Consider the following 19837-nt stretch of genomic DNA (forward strand, 5'->3'; position numbering starts at 1 on the left):
CTTAGTTCGTAATTACTCAATGTAAAAATATTAATCACATTGTAATATGACCTTGAATAAACACTCATAAACAAGAACTTTAATTACAATGCGATTTATGTTGAAGCTATAGGGGAATCTTTGAGAATTATCAGCAACGCTAAATAGATGTAAATGGGCTCATCATATAGTTGGTAGTGTTTTTTTTATTTCTTCAATTTCGCCCTTATCATTAATAAGTTTAAATATTATAGAACCAGAGGTTTTGATCGGCTCAACTGAAATAGGTATAAGTGAAAAGAAACTCTCTGAAAACGGTTTTATCATCAGGTCCAGATCGGCCGATGCTTTATAATATTTTCCTTGGATGTTGACTATAATATCATTATAGGATAAGACGTAACCGCTGTTATTACGGCAAATCAGGGATAAATGATTATCCTGCTTAAGTGAGCATGATACTGAATTTCCTGCATCATTAACGTTACCAGTAAGATTTTTGGGGCGATAAATAAGCTTTAGTTGAGTTTTCATTGACATTAGTAAGTATTTATCTATCCCTGGTGCCTCTTTGATGGCTGGAACTTCATAAATATTTATCCAATAGAGGCTTTCTCTATCTGTTGGTAATTTTTGGCCATTAAAAATAACTCTAACTGATTTTATTTCATTAGGGCGTAAATTAAATATTGGAGGGATCAGAACAAATGGTGATGAAGCGCTCTGCTTGAAATTGTTAACCTCGCCTAAATCCACCCATGTTTGGACAAATGTGGGATACGGATTAACATTCATGATATTAACGCTTTGTGTGACTTCACCTTCATGATAAATCACTCTGGTTTTTTCAATCAGCATTCCAGCATAGCTAATTGGCGTAAGCAGCATAAGTATTATTAATATTGTTTTACCCATCACTGAACCCTCACCCATACGTAAGCTTTAGCGCTTACTTTTCCCGCTGTTACCGTTTGGCCGGGTATTTTCTTTAATGTAGCAGTGAATACAGAATTATAACTGGTGTACCCTGACGCCGCACTACCAATAGATGATGCACCGTTTAAAACAGAATACCAACCCACATCATTACCGCTTGGACAACCGAGTGAAGTACACACTCCCCATCCTAAGAAATTCATCGCTGTGCCGGTTGAAGTATTGCTTAAAGCAATACCCACGCCGGTTGCAATTGTGGAGTTGGTACCATAGCCGTCTGAAAGCAGATAACTGACACCGCCTGATGCATTTACCAGTCCAAGTTCCTTTGCCGTTAAATAACTTTCATAGGGCACTTGCAATCCTAATGCAGTGCTACCGGAGGAAATTCCGGAGACCGCGGCATTATCACACTCAATAGACACAGTGAAATTTGACTGTGATGTTCCGCCGTTATTAAGTGATTGGATGCTAATTGTAGGCAGCAGTACTAAAGGAGTTACGTTGCGGGCCACACAGGTAGATGTATGGGTCAGCGTTGATATAGGTGACGTTCCCATTCCCATTGCGATCCAACGTCCTGTCCCCCATGTGGCGTAGTTATCTGCAGAATCGGAACCGATAGGATCGGTAGTAATACCCGGGCCTTTGAAAGTGACATAGCCATTTGGTTGTATGCAGGTGTAGCTGGAGGTGCCCGTTGGCGACGCCATTCCTGAATAAGGGGAGCTGGCAACATAACCACCGCAGTAGTTGCTTTTTCCTTGTCCTGGCAGTGTGCTTATTCTGATAAGGTCTGCTCGAATAGCGCTAAAATCTTTAACACGAATTTGTATTTTGTTACCCACTGTAGCGTAGCTGGTAATAGGATATTGTTGCCAGTAGCGAGTAAATGGAAGCCCGGAATTAATATGTGTTAACTTTATACCTACGTAGGGGAAATAGGTGGCAAAATAGTTCTGATGGGAATCATCTTTACCCAGGTCGAAGTATCCTCCGACACGATCGTCACCGTTTGTTGCAAAAACTTCATAGATATTTCCCACGTCAGTTGCGTCGCATTCATATAAAACAAGATCTCCGGCTCCACTGCTGCTATACCTGACAGCCGTATTAATACTGAATACTGTACTTGCTAATGGTGTGCCAACCGGTTGAAGGTAACTGCTGGTAATGTTGACATTGCCCAGCCCAATCCCTACACCACAACTATCGCAACCAGCATCAATAGACGACTTTCGCGTGCAGGTTGCATGAGCCTGATTGAATGAAACTAACCCGAGCAGCACCAATAAGGTCAATATAAATGATTTTGAACTAATCATTATTTACATTCTCCCTGTGTTTTTATTATTGGATCATCTTTTTGTGTATCTGAAATACGGTAATGTAAATTGCAGGATGAGTTATTTCCCCATTTCACGCTTAAATTATCTTCAAGTTTATCATTACGTACCCATGCTTGATTATTTTGTCCGACTGTCCCGACAGGATTGTCTTTGTTATTATAAACAGTGGCGCCTAACGGCAGTGGTTTATTGTAGTTGATATTTATTAACATCGGATAACCATGCAAGACACTGAACTTGACTCTAACCATGGCACCGACCATTGGTGCGATACGTTGGCTTCCTGAAACGATCTCTGCATTTTTATTGATTTCAGATGAATCAAGAGCAACGTTATTATACTGATAAGGGGCAACAGAGGGACTCAGTGCAAAGCCAAATCTGTCGACGGTCGTATTCTGGCTACCAACAACCTTCGCACCCTGAGCACCTTTTGCTTCAATTAAAGCAAATGTCTCTCCCAGGTAGGGGCCAAGAGTTGCTCCATCTTTGTGAAGAACGATTGCACCTTGCAGTCCTGCTGAGCCTTGAGAATAACTTTTCGCGTGAGAAAGCGTTCCCTGAACCGAACCGAAGGAGGTTGAGGTTTGCAATGTTCCTCCCAAGGATTGATTATTAGCATAATCATGCGCGTAGGTCAGACCATAATTAATCGGTTGGCTAGTGTCCATTAAACCTGACAATGTGGATTGTAATGTGGATCCTACTCCGTTTTGTTGGGTGTAAGTGCTACTAAGAGTATTTTGTTGATTACGTCCAAGAGGGATAGAAACAGAAACTGAACTCAACGTTTGCTGAGTGGATGAATAATAGTTATTGATATAGTTATCGTAGCCAATGCCACCATCAATGTAATTATTTCGAGCTTCGCTGTAGCGGGTTCGTGCAATAGAAGCATTGAAAGAAATACCATTGGCGAATTGTTTGTTGTATCCAAACTGGTATTGTCTGTCATTGCTTCGGCCATCCCGATACGCTTGTGTCGATCCTGATACCCATAGACTTCCCAATATATCCATATCCTGAGTTACGGAGATTTCAAATCGGGAGGATTGGTTTAAAGTTGTTGATGTCCAGTTGAGATTATTCTCGGTCCAGGCTTTACGCAGGCCTAAAACATCGGACAGATCTCGATAGCCTGCTGTTGAGTAGCGGTAACCGGCAATAGCAATTGTTGTATTGGTTGGCACAATCCGTTTGCTGTAACTTGCATGGAACATCCAGCCTGTTTGATCGCCATCTGGCAAGTTTGCTTGCGAAAAGGTGGTATCAAGCCCGAATGCACCTAATTCAGAGGAGTACACGCCTCCCATCACCCCGGAGAGATAACCTTCAGCGATACGACTACCAAAATTCGTCGTAATATTGTTGCTAAGACCGTACTGTACGGTTAATTCAGCAAATGGATCACTATCGCCAACGTAGCGAGAATGACCGGCGATGGCGGAATATTTATACATTCCTTCTCGCACAGATTCTGGTCCTGCTGCATAGGGGACCGTAAATACATTCACTGAACCATCAGCTTCTTTTATCGTGACGGATAGATCGCCTGAGTATGACACGGGATAAAGATCGTTAATCTCGAAGTTACCAGGTGGTACGGTGCTTTCATAGATTATAGCCTTCCCCTGACTAATAGTGACTTTGGCATTACTTTTGGCAACTCCCCTGATAATCGGTGCATAGCCTTGTTGTGACTGTGGCAGCATGCGGTCATCGGAGGATAGAGATATTCCCCTAAAGGCAAAGCCTGAGAAAAAACTACCGCTGGTGTAGTTATCACCGACAATCAAATTACTTTTTATTGGTAAAATTGCCCGCTGCAGATATGCGCGGTTTGTTGACCACTGCGTTGTACCAGGATCGCTGTGTGACCATGTTCCTTGTTGATGTAGCTGCCATCTACCAAAGTTTATAGCGTTATTTAAGCCTACCCAAGTAGATTTGTAACTACCGGAACCCGCTCCAGTGAAACGAGAATAATATTGATTGATGCTGTAGTTAGATAGCAGCATAGTTTCACCGTCATCTAAATCATCAGGTGAAACGTAGCCCTTGGGCTCTTTTGCCAGATCAATTTCTGGCAGACCGATCTCGACCAACATTTTTCGCATATCAGTGTTGATAGATACGTTGGGAACAATGTCAGGTAAAAAGTTACATTCACCGAGTTCTTGTTTTATCTTGTTTTTCAATGGAATGAGCTGTATCTGTTTTCTTGAAAAACAGGGTTGCGTTGAACCATTGTGTATCTTAAAAACAATATTATCATGAAATAAAAAAAGACCATTTAGCTGCACATCTACCGAATAATTACCGGGTTTGATTTTATCAGTAGATACGTAGTTGATAACGTCATCAACAGGCAGGCCACTTCCTTTCAGAAGGGTCGTATCGAATACATAGCCACTGCTATTATCATTAGAATTTGCCATACTTGAATCAGCATAGGCAAAGATTGGCAATGTTAAAAATACCAATATTGATGCTTTTTTACCCGGCATGTATTTCATAAATAAATTATTATTCTTTAAGTTTATGTTTTTGAACAACGCCGTAGTCATTGATATAACTAACGCTGATGCTTTTTTGTACCTGGGTGTTATTACAGTTAGTCGGCAACGAAAATGTTGAGTTTGGTGCAATCATTTGCATCGGTATCTCTTTATTTGCCGAGCCAAAGGTTGTAGTTAGCGAGATACTATTTAAATAATATGGAGACTGGTTGCTAATAATCAGACTACATCCGCGAGAGTCGTTCGTGATTTTATAATTAATAAAATCTAACATCTGCTCATAGGAGATTGGCAAGTTGTCGGGACGCAAGAAAATCTTGACAACACTGTTAACAATAAGTACCAGTTTATTCTTGTTACGTTCATCTTCAAGTATAGAAGGTACTTGGGTAAAATGCAGGTAGAAAATTTGTTCTTTCGACAGTTTCTTCTGTGCGTTTGTGTAGATAAGACTAATAATTTGATCTTGATGAGAGTTTATTTTGAATACTGCCGGAGAAATAGCAAAAGGACTCTCTCCAGCTTCTGATGCCGTAGTATTTTCGGCCGCGGATACCCACGTCTGAACAATATATGGAAAGCTATCGTTGTTGGTAAAGGTTACCGGTTTTTGAGATTTTGATGCATCATAGATGACACGGTTTCCTTGCATGACAACACTTGCTTCAACTGAGAAGCAAAAGGTACATATGAATGGAAGCAGGTATTTTATCATCATAGTCTTCTTTAAAGGCACACGTTATGTGTGCCTTTTTTATTTATTATTGGTATGAAATGGAGTACTGCGCAGATGCAACAACTTTACCAGCAGTAACACCCGTTGATTCGGCGTAGTATCTGGCCGTCAGTTCCTGAGAACCCGTCGTACTACTTTCCGCTTTGGTAAACTCAGTTGTCGTTACCGTAGAACCGTTGACAAATGAAAGCGGGGTGGAACCATCACTATCGACAATTTGGATGGATACATTGTTTGCGGCAGGTGAAGTTGCTGTGTTACCTAAATTTCCAGCTGCTGTCACGTTATTGCCAGCAAAGACGGTTTTGATGGTGGCCGCACTTGAGGCACAACCCGTCACGTTCACCGTAAATTTTGTATCACCAGCTGTTTTTGCCGCAGTGTCAAGATCTGCGGTTGATACCGTTGGTAACAACACGATAGGTGCCGTTGAGTTGCCATTTATATTAACCGTACAGGTCTGCGCATTAACTTCGCCCTGAAACTGAACGGTGTTATTGGATGCAGCTAAAGCTGATGTGGTTAATATCGCTAGTGGGATAGCTAACAGTTTGACTTTCATATAATTTCCTTTTGTTTTCCTGACAGGTGTACTTCGCAGTTATTTACAGTGCGAGCATTATTAAAAAGTGAGTGAAATAATATTGAGTGAGTGCGGTTAGTCTATGGAAAACCTGAATAACATATGATATTTGGTCCTTCTATAGCCTGCGGTACTGATATTTAAATTATTAAAATCATCATGGTGATTAAAGTCTTTTAAATCAATTACTTACAATGATATTTATGACGGTGAATCTACATGAAAAATTGGCTTTTTCCCTTATGAATTGAAAGGCTAAAAATTAATCTCTATAAATAATGCGGTCCATTATATGTTGCAAAATTGGTTACTTTAATTTTTTTGATGTTTTTTTTATAAAATCAGATTCTTCCCAAAAGAATCAACAAAACGCTCTTCTTTGGGAAGAATCCTAAAAAACGTGAATGTCACTATAAAGTTTGTTATTTTTATTTTGTTGCACATAATGGTCAGAGGTTGTGCGATTGAGTGCAAATAACTAACAATGTTGTGATTCTTGTATTCTCCTTGTTTTCCTCTTGTTTTTGTCGGTCAGGAATGTAATGAAAATTACACTCATTCGTGACGCGATGAATATCCTTGTATTCCAGAGAGGTAATCCCCACCTAGGCAGGGATGGATCTTTTTTTGCATTTTGATGGCTAGCCTGGATTTCTATAATTAATGTAAAGGAGGGTTTGTTATCTTTTTTGTAAGTAAATAAAATGAAATAAAATGTTAATTTTTTTTATTTTTAGTGACATCGAAATCATCATTAATTTAGAATTTTTGATGAATCTAATCCCGATGGGAATATTATCTGTAAATTAATTTTTCGTAATGTCTCACTTGTATTTTCCTTGGGGGAAGTCAATGGAATATTATGTTTTTATTTTTGTCATGATATTTTCATTTAAATGTACCGATTCAGTTACGAAATATTTATTTTGATATGACTAATTTTTATAGGAATGTTTTTTATAAAGCAAATTATGAGGCAAGGATGTGTGCTAAAGATATAAAATATGTCCGGAATAGACATTTTGATTATATTTTATCCCCTTGTGTAATGACTACCTGCGGGTTGCTTGGTATGCTTGATAATCCGAGGGATGTTACTATATTAGATGTAGAAAACCAGAATGATGCACAATTATTAGAAATTGGTAAGCATGAGCGCATAGTCGTATTTATTCCTGATGAACCCTATTTGATGCTATCAACTTTAAAGTATTTAGTGTCTCTAATGAATAATTCCAGGTATATGTTTTGGGTTCTGATTCTTAGCCGGATTCCATCATTCTGGATTTGGAATGTGATCAAATCGCAAGTGGTGAAAAGTAAAATATCACATTCTTCTATCCATATTGCACCATCGGATCTCTCATGTGAAAAGCTCTCTGAGCTTTTACTGCCAGAAAGGACTCTGTGTCCACTCATACAAGATGTGGCCGTTTTCGAAGACATTTTTCTTGGAAAAGAGGAGGGTATATTAAATCAAAGTAAGAAAGATGGATTATCTAAAAAAGAGTTACAAGTTATGTCTAGTGCTTTTAATGGTGATAGCATTACCTCACAGGCTGATTTGCTTGGAGTAAGTAAAAAAACAGTCTATAACCAGAGATTATCTGGGATAAAGAAAATGGTGGGGATAGTCCCCTTTCTGTTTTGGAGTTTTCGTGAAAAAGCTGAGATGCAGATTGAGAGGATAAATATGTTGAACGCACTGACGCCATTTGAGCGAGAGTTTGCGCATGCATTATATTGTAATGAGTTATTTGTTGTTTTACAGCCTGTAACTAAGGGGACTGATGAATTAGAGGGGTTTGAGCTCCTGATAAGATGGTATAGTAACGGTCAGGTTCTGATGCCAGCCAATTTTCTCCCAAAATTGCACTCTACTTATGTCTGGATAATACTTACAGCTTTTTTAATACAAAAAACGGTGAGCTACATTAACTTTTATGAAGGAAAATATTTTTTCTCCATTAATGTTGCATCCAGTACCATTGATAATGAGGGGCTCGTGCGCATGCTGGAAAAGGCAAAAAAGAAGTTGCTCTCTCCGGACTTGGCAGCAAAGTTCGTATTGGAAATTAACGAGAAGAACGATTTATACCAAAATGAACAAGCTATTAAAAACCTGTCTTATTTACAACAACTAGGATTTTGCATTGTCCTTGATGATTGTTTTTCAAGTAATAGCGTTATTTTTCCGATACGGAAATTTCAATTTAATGGCTACAAACTGGATATGAGTGTTGTTGATGCTTTAAATCAGGATGTGGAAGCTCTTGCCTTAGTGAAAAGTCTTTCATACTACTGCAAATTGACTAACCGGTATTGCGTTGCAGAAGGAGTTGACGAGACGGAGAAGATTACAATTCTGAGTGATGCCGGGATATCCTACTATCAGGGTAATCTGATATCTGAACCTATTACTGAAAACTACTTATCGGAATTCATTAGCAAATTTAATATATAAACATCATGTTTTTTATTACCGCACAAAGGGTCCATGCAACTGCAAGGATCCTTTGTCTTCTGAATTATGTCGCCCGCATGCAAGTTGTTTGAGCGACAATATCGATGTTATTAGTATTAAGTTTTCTCAAGCCCGTTTGCTATATGTACGGGTAACCGAATCTGTGTGGTTAAGAGCAAGTTCTGCGACATACCATGATGAATAAATATCAGAAGTAACTAACGGAGATTTTATAAAAAAATGTACTAATGAGAAATGATTTAACCAATTCTTATAGATAAGCGGAAAGCAGAGTTTTAGTCTAACTTATTGATTTTTAATTATTTAAATGTGTGGTGCCGATAATAGGAGTCGAACCTACGACCTTCGCATTACGAATGCGAAAAAACAATCATTTATTTTTATTCATTAACGTTGATTAAAATATAAAAATACAATAATAACAATGAATTAAATAAAATCAAAGATGTATTTGCATGGATAACCATTGACCTTAATACCCGTCAAATGCTTACATATAGCTTACATGAAAGTTCGTGTAATCGAGTGAAAATTAATGTCTAACTCTAATCGCATCAAACTCACAACCAGTGTTATCGACAAAGCCAAAGCTGACGCCAACAAAGTACAAACCTTCTACTGGGACAGTGAGGTGCCAGGTCTAGGTTTACGAATTACTGCAACAGGAGATAAGGCATTCATATTCCAAAGCAGGGTCCATGGTAAGTCATTGCGAATAACTATCGGCAGTGTAAAAGTGTGGCGTCTGGATGGCCCCGCAGATAGCTCAGAGAATAATGCCCGTAAGGAAGCTCGTCGCTTACAAGCTCTGTGCGATACAGGTATAGATCCACGAGAAGCCAAAGAGGAACGTCGCAAAGCGGCAGAAGAAAAGTTCATGCAGGCTGAACGAGAAACTACTACGCTTCAGGTTGCATGGTCGGCTTACATAGAACACCTGAAAACTACTCGCAGCCCAAAAACGGGCAAACTACGTTCACCTCGCTATATCACCGACCATTTCAATCTCTCTACCCCTGGTGGAAAATCAAAGACCCGAGGTAAGGGTAAAACAGTTGCAGGCCCCCTAGCCTCTTTAATGCCCTTGCGTCTCAAAGAACTAAATGCGGCTAAACTCGCCGAGTGGCTACAACATGAAAGTAATGAACGTCCTAGTGTTGCAGCCCATGCTTATCGGTTGCTGCGTGCTTTTTTATCTTGGCTTGAACAAAGCCCATGGTCTGGGTTGGCGGACAAGAACGTATGCCTGTCCCATGAAGTAAAAGAGCACTTAGCTCGTGCTGAAACTAAAGATGATTGCTTGCAACGAGAACAGCTAGCCAACTGGTTCGCTGCAGTGCAGCAACTAAGCAACCGGACAATTTCCAACTACCTACAAATCCTACTGCTGACTGGCGCTCGCCGAGAAGAACTGGCGAACCTAAAATGGAATGACATTGATTTTAAATGGCACAGTATGACTATCAGGGACAAAATTGAGGGAGAAAGGGTTATACCGCTGACGCCATATGTTTCAATGTTGGCTCACAGTTTACCACGTCAAAAGTTGAACGATGGCATAACAGATAACCCCTACGTTTTCGCCAGTGCCCGCAGCACTGATGGGCGTATCAAAGAACCTCGCCTTGCACATAATCGGGCATTGGAAAATGCAGGCTTACCACACATCAGCCTGCATGGATTAAGAAGATCTTTCGGGACTCTTTCCGAATGGATTGAAGTACCTGTAGGGATTGTTGCTCAAATCATGGGCCACAAACCCAGCGCGTTAGCTGAAAAGCACTACCGTCGCAGACCAATAGATTTATTGCGCAAATGGCATACTAAGATTGAAGAGTGGGTGCTTGAACAGGCCGGGATACTTTTTGTCACACCTGAAAAAGAAAAAACACATATCCGTTTGGTTGAAAACTCACAAGCGAGAATTGAAAAATGAAAGTTCGATTTATCGATATTATGATGATCTTTGATATAGAGCCTTGTGATTGTAACGATTGGCCTGCACCAGGAATGACCTTAAAGGAAGATGGTATATGGGTAACGCCTCCTTCAGAAATAAACAAAGAGATAAGAGATTCGTTAACAAAAGAGGAGCTTCATATTTTAATTAATCATCCAACAGGAGATTACACAAAACCGGCCATTACTATCCCATGCGAAAGAGATGATTTAGTTGATTTTCTTGTTGATATTGAATTTTTCGGATTTGGATTAATCACGAAGATAGAAAAAGAATCTGAAGATATCGAGAGACTCGAAATTAACGAAAGCGGCAATAGAAAAAGAGCAAAAGAAATGTATGTGGAGCATTATAAAAAGGAAATGGAAAAGCTTCGGGAATCGACTGTAATTGAATTAAAAAAACAGATAAATGACTATTTCCCCTCTGCGAGTAAAAATGGAGAAGATAAAAAAACCAGCATGGATCAACGTCACGAAATACTTATTCTTAAAGCCATTAGAGATTTAGGATATGAACCATTGGAGATCTACCAAGAAAACGGCAAGCAGGGAATCAAAAAGGATGTATGGAACAAACTATCCAATGAGTTCAGCCGCAAGGAAATTTTTGAATATCGATGGAAAAAAATGAGAGGCAAAGGGAAAATCAAAAATAAACAATAATATTATTGAATATTTGTATTAGCTCAGATTTGAGCTGGTTGAGCTATGCTTTATAACACTATTAAACCAATCAATCGATACGAACGAAAATCTGATAATGAAATAAAAAAACCAAACAGCATCTAAGTGGCTTTGTTAATGGAATGGTCGCCTCCCATCTCTTGTGCCACAGTGGGACGATAAATCGTCACTCATTGAACGGAGCGCTGCTATCATGAACGTTAAAACTATTGGAATCGATTTGGCAAAAAACGTTTTCCAGATCCATGGGGTTGACGAGCACGGAAAACGGTTGTTCAACAAACAACTCAGACGGGCACAAATGGCCTCCTTTTTTGCCAACATCCCACCCTGTTTGATCGGCATGGAGGCCTGTGCATCTGCTCATTTCTGGGCCAATAAACTGATATCGATGGGCCATAATGTCAAACTGATGGCCCCTCAGTTCGTCAAACCCTATGTTAAAACCAATAAGCATGATGCTGCAGACGCTGAAGCTATTTGTGAAGCCGTCACTCGACCTAACATGCGGTTCGTGCCGGTCAAAACCGCTGAGCAGCAAGCCGTATTGGCACTTCACCGGAGTCGTCAGAGCTTCATCAAACAGCGAACCGCACAAGCCAATCAAATCAGGGGGTTATTGGCCGAATTTGGCATTGTCGTCCCCCGAGGTATCCAGCAGCTACAGCGACGATTACCTGAGCTCGTGGAAGATGCGGATAACCCGTTACCCGTCCTGTTTCGTACACAGCTGAGTCTACTACAGCACCACATGGCGTACCTGTTCGATGTCATCGCTACACTCGACAAGCAGATTGAGCAGTGCTATCGGCAAAATGCTCTCTGCCAGCGTATCGGCAAGATCCCTGGTATTGGCCCTGTTACCGCCAGCGCGCTGATTGCGACCATTGGTAAAGCCAACAATTTCGAGAATGGCCGACAACTGGCTGCCTGGCTCGGATTGGTTCCACGTCAGCACTCCAGTGGGGGTAAACAAGTCCTGCTCGGGATAAGCAAGCGAGGTGATACCTATTTGAGGACCTTGCTTATCCATGGTGCCAGGGCGGTATTGCAGTCGGCCAAACATAAACAGGATGCCGTATCGAGCTGGGCTAACCAGCTAATGGCGCGCCGGAATAACAACATTGCCTCGGTAGCATTGGCTAACAAGAATGCGCGGACTGTGTGGGCGCTCCTGGCCAAAGAGCGGGAGTATTGTGCACCAATAATAAGCGCTTAAGTTGCTTAATCAGTAAGACAGAAACAACACCACCGATTGCCCAGGCAAGCATGAAGTGATGGCAAGACAGGTCAGACCGCGATGGGGAAAACCCGGTTTATTCAAGGCTCCTGAAAGAGCGCTTTGTTGATAGAGGCCTCCATCAGCGTATTCCATCAGGGACAGAGGTATTTTACATCACCTCGGCAAAGTCCGGATCTATGGCTGCAATCGATGACCAGTAAAGCCACCACAACATATTTAGCTTGGCAAACAGGAGGCGACCATCTATGAATAAATCGAACTTTTGCTGAGTTGAAGGTTCAGATCACACATTCCCTGACAACCCTGGTAGTTCCGTGGCAAAGCAGAAGTTCCGAATCAACAACTGGCGCACTTACAACAAAGCACTTATCAATCGCGGCTCCCTCGCTTCCTGGCTAGATGGTTAGGCTGTTCAGGCATGGTATGAGTCTGCAACGCCTTCAGCACGCGGAGGACCTCAGCGCTATTCTGACCTTGCCATTACTACCGTTCTGGTGATTAAACGCGTATTCCGGCTGACCTTGCGGACTGCTCAGGGGTTCATTGATTCCATTTTCTCCCTGACGGGCATTCCGCTGCACTATCCGGATTGATGGTTGCTGTCCCCGCAGGAAGAGGTGTTTCATAACTATGTCCTGACCGGCGGCAAACTCCATGCTGATGATACCCCCGTCCCGTTGCTGCTGCAGGGTAATAAGAAGACGAAGACTGTGCGGTTGTGGACGTACGTTCGTGATGATCGCAACGCCGGCTCAGCAGTTGCGCCAGCGGTGTGGTTCGCTTAAAGCCCGGACAGAAAAGGCCTCCACCCGCAGACCCATCTTGCTGGCTTCAGCGGCGTGCTGTAGGCGGACGCGTACGCTGGGTTCAGCGAGCTGTACCTCAATGGAAAAATAATGGAAGCAGCCTGCTGGGCTCACGCCCGCCGCAAGATCCACAACGTACAGGTCCGCACTCCGTCAGTCCTGACGGAGGAAGCCCTGAAACGTATCGGCGAGCTGTATACCGTTGAGGCGGAAATAAGGGGAATGCAGACAGAACAGCGCCTTGCTGAACGTCAGCAAAAAGCTAAACCACAGCTGAAAGCCCTGGAAAGCTGTCTGCGTGAAAAGATGAAAACGCCCTCAAGGCACTCAGAGCTGGAGAAGGCGTTCGCGTACGCCCTGTACCAGTGGCCGGCACTGACGTACTATGCAGAGGGTGGCTGGGCTGAAGCATATAACAACATCTCTGAAAATGCCCTGCGGACGGTCAGTCTGGGTCGCAAGAACTTCCTGTTCTTCGGCTCCGACCACGGTGAGCACGGAGCGCTGTTGTACAGCCTGATCGGTACGTGCAAATTGAACGGCGTGGATCCAGAGAGGTACCTCCGTCATGTCCTCAACGTCATAGCTGACTGGCCAGTCAATCTGTCCACGAGCTGTTACCATGGCGAGTAAGCCTGCCAGCTGAATAACACATCTCCGTCAATGAGGTTCTCGCTGTAAGCTTACGGTTAAGCTGGCGGAGCTGAACGCGAAACTGGCAGTGGAAAGCGGAGGTAACGCTGAACGCGGAGCGGGAAAAGCAGGCCGCATAGTGAACCTCAGGTGTGACAACTTCGTTGACACTTACCGACTATCACTAACTTAAGTGATAACAATAGGCTGGAGATTCAGGGGGCCAGTTTACTTCCAGCCAGCGCCACATATCTATATCCACTTTTTACTCAGCACTACAAAGGAGACCCTATGACGAGTCCAATGTGCGCGTTGCTTTCAGACTCTAGGCTATATGACTTGTTCGGAGATGATCAAAATCTCACTGTAAGCCAAATCTGGCTATTGGAGATCGAGTGGGAAGATTCAAGTGAACTACGTTTTCTGTATGGTCGGTCACTATCAGGAAACTACCAATCAAACAGTTGGAGCGGGAGCGTTAGTTCCAAAATGCCACTTACTGAGAATTGCTCAGTCAGAACTCACGCCTTGACACTTCATACCTCTACCGAGAGACTGAGGACTTTCCTTGAGCACTTCATCTGCGGAGAGACGTTTCAGAAATCTTGCCAATTCTCCGGGCTGCATATCAGCGACAAATTGGCTAAGGCGATAGGAACAAGTACATTTTGTGTGAATCCTATCACTCGCCCTGTAATGCATTTGCCGACACGCGATTATTATAGATTTCAAACTAATCGGCTAAGCCCGACCAGCTATTCCAGTGTTGACAGCGGCGCAATTTCTCCAAGAGAAAAATCAAAATTATTCAGTGTGTTGGAAGGATATGACATGAAGATTGCCAAATTTGCATGCCAAGTATTGGATGCAGATACTGGCTTAGACTTCTCCACAATTGACTCTTGGCGAATTGGAGACTTTGAGTTCATCTGTGCTCCTGGGCTCAATGCTTCAGAGCGCAGCAAGTATGACGTATCTTTGAAGGGGCAGCAGTCATCTCTGACGCTATTCGAACCACTAACCCGGGAACCTTCCGATCTGTTGGTTATTGTCAAGGCGTACAGTGATGGTGGCCTTCAGTCCTCTTATATCGCCAACCTCAGCAAGAATGCTTCATATCCTCTCCATCACACATTTGAACTCAAAGTGTTTCAGGACCAAGCTAGCACAGCTTATACAATGGAGGTTTATGCGCTTGGAATAAATGGTGAGCAATCATTCCTCCTGCTTCAAACCGGCGCAGAATTTGTGCGCGAAATGAATCTCAACATGCAGTTAGTCGAACCCATTAGGGCAAACTACCAATTCGAATGGTTGGCAAAAAAAGTACCGAAAAGGGAAAGGGCCAGACTGGAGACAGCAGGACAGATTGGGCGTGCTATTAGTCGTCCGTCTCGGTCACAAATGGGCGGGTATGCGGATGATCCATGGGTTCCACTCAACTGGCTCATCCAGAACAGAGTCAAACAGTTATGCCCCAAGAAATCCGACGGACGGTTCTTTCCTACTCTCAACGACAGCAGCGGTATGAGCCGTCTCGAGTTGATAGACTGGCTCAAAGGCATTTTCGAACGGCACCACGACGCGAAAATTGCTTGGATCGACCCATTTATGGAGGATGTAGGGATTGAGCTTCTCAACCGACTGGGCACTGCTACTGCTGATTACCTTGTCATCACGACGGAAAAAATGTCGAATGATGACAGCATAAAAGAGGCCGATGAGCCCAACCGTGTTGAAAATCTTCTAGCGAGATGTTCAGGTTGGAATAATGGCTACTTTGGAAGTGTTTGCCTCAAAATACTCTCAGTACCAGATAAAAAACTCCACGACCGCATGATCCTCATTCGCTCAGCCAATGGTCAGCCGTTAGCTGGGTACCATCTTTCCAATTCAGTTCAGAGGGCCAGCGAGAAACATCCTCTATTGGTAACCCCTATTCCTCTGGACGTGATTCCGCAAGTATTTGAGTACGTTGATCAGATTATCCAAAGTACACTCTATGGAGAGTGTAATCCCCACCTTCCTGCAAGAATAATTTTCAATTCTGCCGATATTAGCCCATGTGAGGAGGAGAAGCCTAAAGGACTAAATCACAATTCCTCATTTGCTGAGCTACCATGCGCTGGTAGCGTGCTAGCTTGGTGGCTTGATGATGAGCAGCTTTCAAACTTGTCAGGAGCTGTACTCATGGAGCAGATGAGTGCTAAAGGATATATTAAGGATGGGAAACTTGACGGAGATCGCTTTGACGCTCTTCCCGCCAAATTCTGGACTGAAGGGTTGCCAATAGCAGATTTCCACTCAGCTTGGGATGCCCTTGGTTATGTCATAGCCAACTCCCCGGCTAGTCGCTATGCAGGTAGCCTCTACAACAAGGAGCAATCAGTATTATCCGAACTTGTGAAGGTTGCACTGTTGGAGCACATCTCTCCCTCCAGAGCAAAAGCACTGCAACCACGTCTCACAAAAAAACAACTTGACATTGAACACTACTGTTCACAGGGACTTACAGCACTACTGCTTTCAAAAAATGATCCGTTCAGTACATTCACATATTCACCCGTAGATACCTCATGGAGCGATTACTACTCCATACAACTCCTATGGTCGCAAGCTCCAAAGCAGTTGGTATCTTGGTTAAACACAATATTCTCTGAACCAATCAAGTCTCCTCGTACTCACGCGCTTGTGGTTGAAGCCCTTAAGCATATTTGTTTGTGCGTCAGCTTTGACAAGCATCATGAGCAAATTGATGCGCTTTTGCAGAGCAATGTGAGTGTAATAATCTGGATAGGGCTTCATGCTCTTGAAAACGCCCTTAACAGGGGAGTCTGGGGAATTGAAGCCCTTTCAAAAATCGACCATATCGAATCAGCCACTGTTCGACGTATCATTTTGTGCTGGCTGATCAACGAAGCCAACTACCTTAATTCGGAGATTAAACCACAACTCATCGCTTGTTTAATCCAATCGTTAAAGGCTCCTCTCGCGGACGATGAGCTCAAGGATATTCTTCAACCTGTTCGGGGACGCCTCGGCAGGCTACACCATTTCACGCCCTGGATTCTTGAATCCATGCTCGTACCCATGCTGGAAAAAAGAACAATCGATATCACTCAAGTTGCCCATCAGTGGTTGACAGAGCTGACTACCCAATGGCGTACAGCACTCAAGAATGAGAGTCTCTATTTTACTCTAGATGCGGACGGTGCATTCACCGATGAGCTGGCTATTGCGACCAAATACCTAGTCTCAGCAGATCGAGTGGAGATTGTCAGAGAACTTAGGAATGTCTTTGATGCACTGGCTCGGACCATCAGGCGGCCGATGAGCGCGCAGATAAGCTGTAAATCCTACAACAATGCGCACCAAGTAAACCTCTGGCTCTATGCGCTCGCTCGTAGGATTAAAACATTGGTGCCTGATGAGTTACCACTGTTGAATGAACTTCTGCTTGAAAGCGAAGAAATTATTGAACGAATCAGCCCCTCAACTTGGCGCTGGAGTTCAAGCAAAGACCTGCTCACTTATGTAAATGGCGATCCCGAACAGATTGGGTCACATGGTCTTCATCAAATTATTCAGAGAGCAATCGAGCCACGGTGATCTAGGGCGAAAATAAGGGACCTTCGTAATCCATCGCAGTTACAAACAGGTCCCATACCCGGCCAGCCAGAAAGCCGACCTCGACCTTGATCGCTACGCCACGCTTCACGCGCAGACCTACGAGGAGGCTGTCGGTGCGGCGACGCTGATTTCGCACATACTGGAAGCTTTCATAGCGGGGGAGCGGTGATTCAGGAAGGAGGACGCGGGCAAGGCCGCGCCGTCAATGCCAAGCTGATGCTGCCGGTTTCCGCTGGTGGTCATCCCTCGACCGCGCAGCCCAAGGCTGCACGGTCCGGCTTTTTATCTCGAAGCTCTTATGTGGCTCCCAGCCCACAACACCGCAGCCTCGCAAAGCTGTCCGAAGTAGGGCTAAGCCCGCATCCTATATAGACTTCCGGCCATCAAGCTATTTTTAAATGACTTGATGCCGCCAATTATTTACTTTGACTAGCATAATGAAGCCCGGCACACTGACGGCAGCACAGCGATTCGTCGAGAAAATACAGAGAAGCTTTCCTCTTCCCGCAAGTCGGACAAACATACCACCATCGGGCGCCACCATACTGCGGGCTGGTGGTCGTCAGTCGTACCGTGATGCTATGGCTGTTCGGCAACTCTGCCACCAGCGCACCACCTGACATACGTAAGCCTATACCGTCTACTGCCTGTAACTTTCTGTCCTTTTCACTAGCACCGATCTTCGACAAGATGAGAGAGCCAATTCTTGCCACATCGCTGACATATTTGCGCGTTCGCTTCCTGCCAGCTTTGCTGGCCCGTTGTTTCTCCAGCCATGCACAATAACCCTCATATTGCCGCGCTCTGCCGCCTTTAGTTTTCGCGCCGGTACTCAAGCCTCCGTGAAATTTACAGCGCCCGTTGGAATAGATAGCTGTAATTTTGCAGGCCGTGCCTGAGCGGGTTCTGGCACCACACCGCAGGCCACTGATATCAGGATAAGGCTCATATTCTGGTTCTGGTGGTAATATCAGATGCTCGTGTCTTCCCACCAGCATCTGGTCGAGCAGGTTTCCCCTGTCACCCTCATCAAATTGCTTTCGCCACTCAAGACGTGCCTCATGATTTCTGTTCAACACAGCTTTATACAATCGCAGCAACCTATACTTCTCTTTGTCACTTATCATCTGAACCTTAACAATTCTTAACTGTTCATGGGGTAGGGTATATTGCGAAGTTTACAATACATCCCAGCATATGAAGTGCAGTTCTCCTTGGTGATCATGGAGTATTTATGCGCCTGAACAATAAAACCCGAGGTATTTCACGATGAGGGTTCTGGCCTGAAGTTATAGCGTTAATTTCCGAAATCATTAAAAGAAACACCATGAATTCGCATCTTAGTTTGCGCAAAATCAGCTGTTTCTTAACAGATTAAACGAGACGTAACAAATTGTTTTATTTGCTTTTTTATTGGTTTTTTTGCTGGATTGCGCATATCCAACACACTGACTGTGCAGAGTCGCAAATTTTGCGCTGTGAATACCCAGATAAAATGCTCTGACTCCGCTTTAGAGGAAGCCAATTGACACAACATGAGGACACATTCTAAACGGGAAGGTAGTGACGTATGCTCGCGATTTATCACAAAAATCAACCTTAGTCGGTCAACTTTGAGAAATACTCGACGGTCAGTGCAAAGTGCTTCGATAGTAAACCCTGAAGGATGCCATACCAAACCTAGGAGATGTATTACATCCGTAGCCAACTTCCAGTGTTTCCAGTGGAATAGCTGACGGATAACAGTACAGCAATAGTATTTATAAAACGCGTACATTCGTAAGTATGGTAAGACATGAACCGAAAACACAGTGGCACCCGGCCCGAAGTTTAATGGAAAAGGCGGGGATTTAGCCCACACGATGATAATTGGCTAATCAATATCAAACCCAACGGGTTAACGGCAGAGAAGGGCCTTGAGGAGGCGTTCAGACCCTATAATGAATGTACCAGGTAAGCCAACAGCCTAACTACAGCATTTTAGTCTGCATCGGGAATCCGTAGAAGCTCTGTGACATCAACTTCCAAGGCATAAGCCAAGCGCTCCAATCCATCAATGCTGATATTTGTGACGCATCTTTCTAACTGAGAAACATAGGTACGATGGAAATTCGCCAATTCGGCTGTTTTTTCCTGACTCAGTCCTTTTTCTGTACGCAACCTCTTAAGATTCAAAGAAATCCGAATCCTTGCATTTGGTAGATGTTTTGCATGAGTGTTTTTCATGCTACACAGTGTGGATTTCTGTCGTCTAAACATCTACAGTACATCAATCTACTGCTTTTAAATCTC

The 19837-nt window shown here is 43.4% G+C and carries 12 protein-coding genes, 1 tRNA gene and 3 pseudogenes; 8 read left to right on the forward strand and 8 right to left on the reverse strand.

The window, feature by feature from the left end; genetic code table 11:
* Positions 1 to 162 precede the first annotated feature (162 nt).
* From HV127_RS13205 to HV127_RS13225, 5 genes are all read right to left on the reverse strand, one after another.
* Positions 163 to 894: a molecular chaperone gene (locus tag HV127_RS13205; protein WP_182236561.1), complete on the reverse strand. Its 732-nt coding sequence runs from the start codon at positions 892 to 894 to the stop codon at positions 163 to 165.
* The gene (locus HV127_RS13210; RefSeq protein ID WP_139541208.1) at positions 894 to 2240 is read right to left on the reverse strand and encodes a fimbrial protein; all 1347 of its coding nucleotides are present in this window, start codon (positions 2238 to 2240) and stop codon (positions 894 to 896) included. The genes HV127_RS13205 and HV127_RS13210 overlap by 1 nt, the downstream gene beginning before the upstream one ends.
* On the reverse strand, positions 2240 to 4831 hold the full coding sequence (locus tag HV127_RS13215) for a fimbria/pilus outer membrane usher protein (RefSeq protein ID WP_142982646.1): 2592 nt from the start codon (positions 4829 to 4831) through the stop codon (positions 2240 to 2242). The genes HV127_RS13210 and HV127_RS13215 overlap by 1 nt, the downstream gene beginning before the upstream one ends.
* Positions 4791 to 5435 carry a molecular chaperone gene (locus HV127_RS13220; protein WP_182236563.1) on the reverse strand — a complete coding sequence of 215 codons (645 nt, stop codon included), beginning with the start codon at positions 5433 to 5435 and terminating at the stop codon, positions 4791 to 4793. The genes HV127_RS13215 and HV127_RS13220 overlap by 41 nt, the downstream gene beginning before the upstream one ends.
* Positions 5436 to 5544: 109 nt before the next feature.
* On the reverse strand, positions 5545 to 6081 hold the full coding sequence (locus tag HV127_RS13225; RefSeq protein WP_182236565.1) for a fimbrial protein: 537 nt from the start codon (positions 6079 to 6081) through the stop codon (positions 5545 to 5547).
* A gap of 1003 nt (positions 6082 to 7084) precedes the next feature.
* On the opposite strand from HV127_RS13225, the gene HV127_RS13230 reads away from it, so the two are divergent.
* On the forward strand, positions 7085 to 8566 hold the full coding sequence (locus HV127_RS13230) for an EAL domain-containing protein (protein ID WP_182236567.1): 1482 nt from the start codon (positions 7085 to 7087) through the stop codon (positions 8564 to 8566).
* Positions 8567 to 8899: 333 nt separating this feature from the next.
* Here HV127_RS13230 and HV127_RS13235 read toward each other — a convergent pair.
* Positions 8900 to 8971 (reverse strand) — tRNA-Thr (locus HV127_RS13235).
* A 151-nt stretch (positions 8972 to 9122) separates the two neighbouring features.
* On the opposite strand from HV127_RS13235, the gene HV127_RS13240 reads away from it, so the two are divergent.
* The 7 genes and pseudogenes from HV127_RS13240 to HV127_RS13270 form a co-directional block, all read left to right on the forward strand.
* On the forward strand, positions 9123 to 10523 hold the full coding sequence (locus HV127_RS13240; RefSeq protein ID WP_020323778.1) for an integrase family protein: 1401 nt from the start codon (positions 9123 to 9125) through the stop codon (positions 10521 to 10523).
* Positions 10520 to 11212, forward strand: a complete 693-nt coding sequence (locus tag HV127_RS13245; RefSeq protein WP_020323782.1) for a hypothetical protein — start codon at positions 10520 to 10522, stop codon at positions 11210 to 11212. The genes HV127_RS13240 and HV127_RS13245 overlap by 4 nt, the downstream gene beginning before the upstream one ends.
* Before the next feature lie 214 nt (positions 11213 to 11426).
* The gene (locus HV127_RS13250; RefSeq protein ID WP_001101446.1) at positions 11427 to 12452 is read left to right on the forward strand and encodes an IS110 family transposase; all 1026 of its coding nucleotides are present in this window, start codon (positions 11427 to 11429) and stop codon (positions 12450 to 12452) included.
* A 338-nt stretch (positions 12453 to 12790) separates the two neighbouring features.
* Positions 12791 to 13054, forward strand: a pseudogene (locus tag HV127_RS13255) (transposase); the annotation flags it as partial.
* Between the two features lie 18 nt (positions 13055 to 13072).
* A pseudogene (locus HV127_RS13260) lies at positions 13073 to 13932 on the forward strand (IS66 family transposase); the annotation flags it as partial.
* A 286-nt stretch (positions 13933 to 14218) separates the two neighbouring features.
* The gene (locus HV127_RS13265) at positions 14219 to 17524 is read left to right on the forward strand and encodes a VPA1262 family protein (RefSeq protein ID WP_249421909.1); all 3306 of its coding nucleotides are present in this window, start codon (positions 14219 to 14221) and stop codon (positions 17522 to 17524) included.
* 82 nt (positions 17525 to 17606) lie between these two features.
* Positions 17607 to 17714 (forward strand): annotated as a pseudogene (locus tag HV127_RS13270) (DUF2274 domain-containing protein); the annotation flags it as partial.
* Between the two features lie 247 nt (positions 17715 to 17961).
* Here the strand turns inward: HV127_RS13270 and HV127_RS13275 are convergent.
* Complete coding sequence (locus HV127_RS13275) at positions 17962 to 18672, reverse strand: HGGxSTG domain-containing protein (protein WP_022631218.1); 711 nt, start codon at positions 18670 to 18672, stop codon at positions 17962 to 17964.
* An 853-nt stretch (positions 18673 to 19525) separates the two neighbouring features.
* Positions 19526 to 19771, reverse strand: coding sequence for a helix-turn-helix transcriptional regulator (locus HV127_RS13280; RefSeq protein WP_071604874.1), 246 nt, complete (start codon positions 19769 to 19771; stop codon positions 19526 to 19528).
* Positions 19772 to 19837 lie beyond the last annotated feature (66 nt).

The organism is Klebsiella sp. RHBSTW-00215 (assembly GCF_014103785.1).
Classification (GTDB): Bacteria; Pseudomonadota; Gammaproteobacteria; order Enterobacterales; family Enterobacteriaceae; genus Klebsiella.